This is a genomic window from Promineifilum sp. (SeqCode) (assembly GCF_041918635.1).
In the GTDB taxonomy this organism is placed as follows: Bacteria; Chloroflexota; Anaerolineae; order Promineifilales; family Promineifilaceae; genus Promineifilum.
Genome location: NZ_JAYRVJ010000411.1, coordinates 1 through 2,689 on the forward strand (window position 1 = coordinate 1; position 2,689 = coordinate 2,689).

Below are 2,689 nucleotides of genomic sequence, written 5' to 3' on the forward strand. Positions count from 1 at the left end.
CCGGCGTGCTGCCCGTCATCGGCACCAAGGGCGACCGGCACGAGGGCAGCAACGAGAACAACGACATCCTGCGCCGCATCGCCGCCGACTACCGCATCCCGCTGTGGGACTACGACGTGGTGGCCGGCACGCTGCCCGGCCGGGGGTTGGACGTGGACGCGGCGCACATGCTGACCTTCTTCGCCCACGACTACGCCGATCCGACCGCCTTCACCCGCGGCCACGCCATGCACAACCTGACGGCGCTGATGATGCTGGATGCGCTGTGGCGGTTGGTGATTGAAGGGTAGAATGTGGAGAGTTGCCAATTAAACACGGATAGGACACGGATAAGACGGATTCTACGGATTGAAGCCTACGGTGAAAACGGTCAATCCGTTTGATCCGTTCAATCCGTGTCCTATCCGTGTTTAATTCGCAAGCTTCAACAACCCGCGCGGCCAGATGTGACCTGAACGTTATGCTGACAAAGAAGCTTACGCTGATACTAGGACTGCTGCTTGGCTCGCTCCTTTTAGCCGGCTGCGCGGCGAATGGCGCGACCGGAACGGCGGCGCCGTCCCTAGCCGTCGCGCCCACGGCCGCCGGCGCGCTCCCCGCCCCGGTGGTGGAGCAGAACGACGGCCCAACCCCCTCGGCGGCGACCATGACCGCCGTGGCCGCCCTGCCCGCGCCGCCCGACGCGACCCTCGCGCCGGCCGATACCCCCGCACCCCCGCCTTCCACCTCCCCCCCGCTCCCCCGCTCCCCGGCTCCCCTGCCCTCTTCCACCCCCCTCGGCCCGCAAACCATCAACGGCGTCCCCCTGGCCGACATCGCCCCGCTGCCGCCGGAGACGGCCGCCAACATCCAGGCTATCTACGCGAAAGGGCAGGCGCTCGGCCGCGACCCGCGCGCCCTCTCCAAGCTGGGCGACAGCACCCTGCTGAACCCCCACTTCCTTGGCCCGTTCGACAGCGGCGACTACACCCTGGGCGACTTCGGCCACCTGCAAGCGACGATCGACCGCTGGGCCGGCTCCTTCGCCCGCCACGGCGTGGCCGCGCGCCACGGGCTGCACTCCTGGACCGTCTTCGATCCGATGTGGGCCGACGAAGCGTGGTGCCTGCCGGGCGAGCACCTGCTGGCCTGCGAGTTCCGCCTGCAGAACCCCAGCGTCCTCTTCGTGCGATTAGGCTCCAACGACGCCGGCGCGCCCGACGGCTTCCGCTACAACGTCAAGGAGGTCATCGAGTTCTGCCTCGAGCAGGGGGTTATCCCCATCATCGGCACCAAGGCCGACCGCTTCGAGGGCAGCAACGAGAACAACGACATCCTGCGCGCCCTGGCCGCCGAGTACCACGTGCCGCTGTGGGACTTCGACCGCGCGGCCGAGACGCTGCCCAACCGCGGACTGGACGCGGACGGGGTGCACCTGGTCATTGACGACCTACCGCACGACTACGGCGACCCGGCCGCATTTCAGCGGGGGCATGCGGTGCAGGATTTGACGGCGTTGGTTGTGTTGGATGGATTAAGACGGATCATCGAAGACGTTGAATAGGTAGTAGTGAGCAGGCGTCGCCAGCGCATAGAGCACGTCCGGGTCCAGGTCCGCGCCATCCGGCCAAACGATAGTTCCCAAATCCGGCTCCACGCGCACGCGGTCGAAGTAAGCTTTGTCTGCCAACGGCGCGAAGACGCCGCGGAACGCCACCAGTTCGGCCACGTCCACGTCGCCGGCCGCGCCATCCTCGAAGCGGAGACGCAGCCGGTAGCCATCCAGGGGTTGCACCTCAACGACATCCTTGAGCATAAGTCTACTCCAGCGGCTCAATGGGCCGCAGGGGTTCCTGTCCTCTGGCAAGCTGCTAGTTGGCAAGCAGTTCCGCCTGATGAACGGCCGCCCATTCCACAACCAGGCCACGAACGCGCGGCGGCAACGCGCCCTGCAGCAATGTCAGCGATTCGATGGCGATGACCGCCTTATACTGGCCATAGCGCACGTGAAAGTGCGCTGGCGGATGTTCACTGTAATACATGGTAATAATGATACCCAGGAAGCGACTGATCTCCGGCATAATATGAGTATAGCAGAAAGCCAGCCGGGCCGCGTAGGCACGTGCCGAACGGATAGAGCAATCGCATCTTCCTCTGCCGTGGGCTGAAACGCCGCGGCTGACAGGCAAAGCCCGTTGAGACCGGGTTGGGACGGGTCGTTGGCCGCACGGCCAACACGTTTGGAACGTGTTTCGCCTGCCAGCCAACGGGTTTCAACCGTTGGCCCAAGGCGGGCCGGTCTTCAGTCAATGGGCTATAATCCCCCCTTGCCGGACATTCACCGGCGCGACGAGAGCCTATGAAGAAGATTGGTTTGCTGTTTCTGTTGATTATCGCCCTGCTGTCCGCCTGCGGCGGGGGCGACGAGCCGACGGCCGATAGCGGCCCCACCCCCGACCCCGCCGCCCGCGCCGTCGAGGCGTACCTCAGCGCCAAGGTGCAGGGCGACGCCGAGGCCATCCGCGCCGGCCTGTGTGCCGAGATGGAGAGCGTCCTGGAGCGCGAACTCCACACCTTCGACACGGTCAGCGGCGTGGAGATCGAGAACATGGCCTGCGCCAGCGACGATCCGGCCGCCGCCTCCCCCCAGACAGTGCGCTGTACGGGCCAGATCGTCGCCCTCTACGGCACCGAAGAGACCACCTTCCCC

Annotated in this window: 4 protein-coding genes and 1 pseudogene; 3 read left to right on the forward strand and 2 right to left on the reverse strand. The window is 65.8% G+C overall.

Translation table 11 applies throughout. The annotated features are described in order from the left end of the window. Both ACE3UY_RS12805 and ACE3UY_RS12810 read left to right on the forward strand, forming a co-directional pair. Positions 1 to 290: hypothetical protein (locus ACE3UY_RS12805; RefSeq protein WP_374687903.1), on the forward strand; the 290-nt coding region annotated here is incomplete at its 5' end. 170 nt (positions 291 to 460) lie between these two features. Further along, positions 461 to 1,543 carry a hypothetical protein gene (locus ACE3UY_RS12810; protein ID WP_374687904.1) on the forward strand — a complete coding sequence of 361 codons (1,083 nt, stop codon included), beginning with the start codon at positions 461 to 463 and terminating at the stop codon, positions 1,541 to 1,543. On the opposite strand, the gene ACE3UY_RS12815 is transcribed toward ACE3UY_RS12810, so the two are convergent. Further along, positions 1,514 to 1,795, reverse strand: coding sequence for a DUF2442 domain-containing protein (locus ACE3UY_RS12815; RefSeq protein WP_374687905.1), 282 nt, complete (start codon positions 1,793 to 1,795; stop codon positions 1,514 to 1,516). The genes ACE3UY_RS12810 and ACE3UY_RS12815 overlap by 30 nt on opposite strands. Before the next feature lie 55 nt (positions 1,796 to 1,850). Continuing rightward, positions 1,851 to 2,060, reverse strand: coding sequence for a DUF4160 domain-containing protein (locus ACE3UY_RS12820; RefSeq protein WP_374687906.1), 210 nt, complete (start codon positions 2,058 to 2,060; stop codon positions 1,851 to 1,853). A gap of 278 nt (positions 2,061 to 2,338) precedes the next feature. Here ACE3UY_RS12820 and ACE3UY_RS12825 point away from each other — a divergent pair. Continuing rightward, positions 2,339 to 2,689, forward strand: a pseudogene (locus tag ACE3UY_RS12825) (hypothetical protein); the annotation flags it as partial.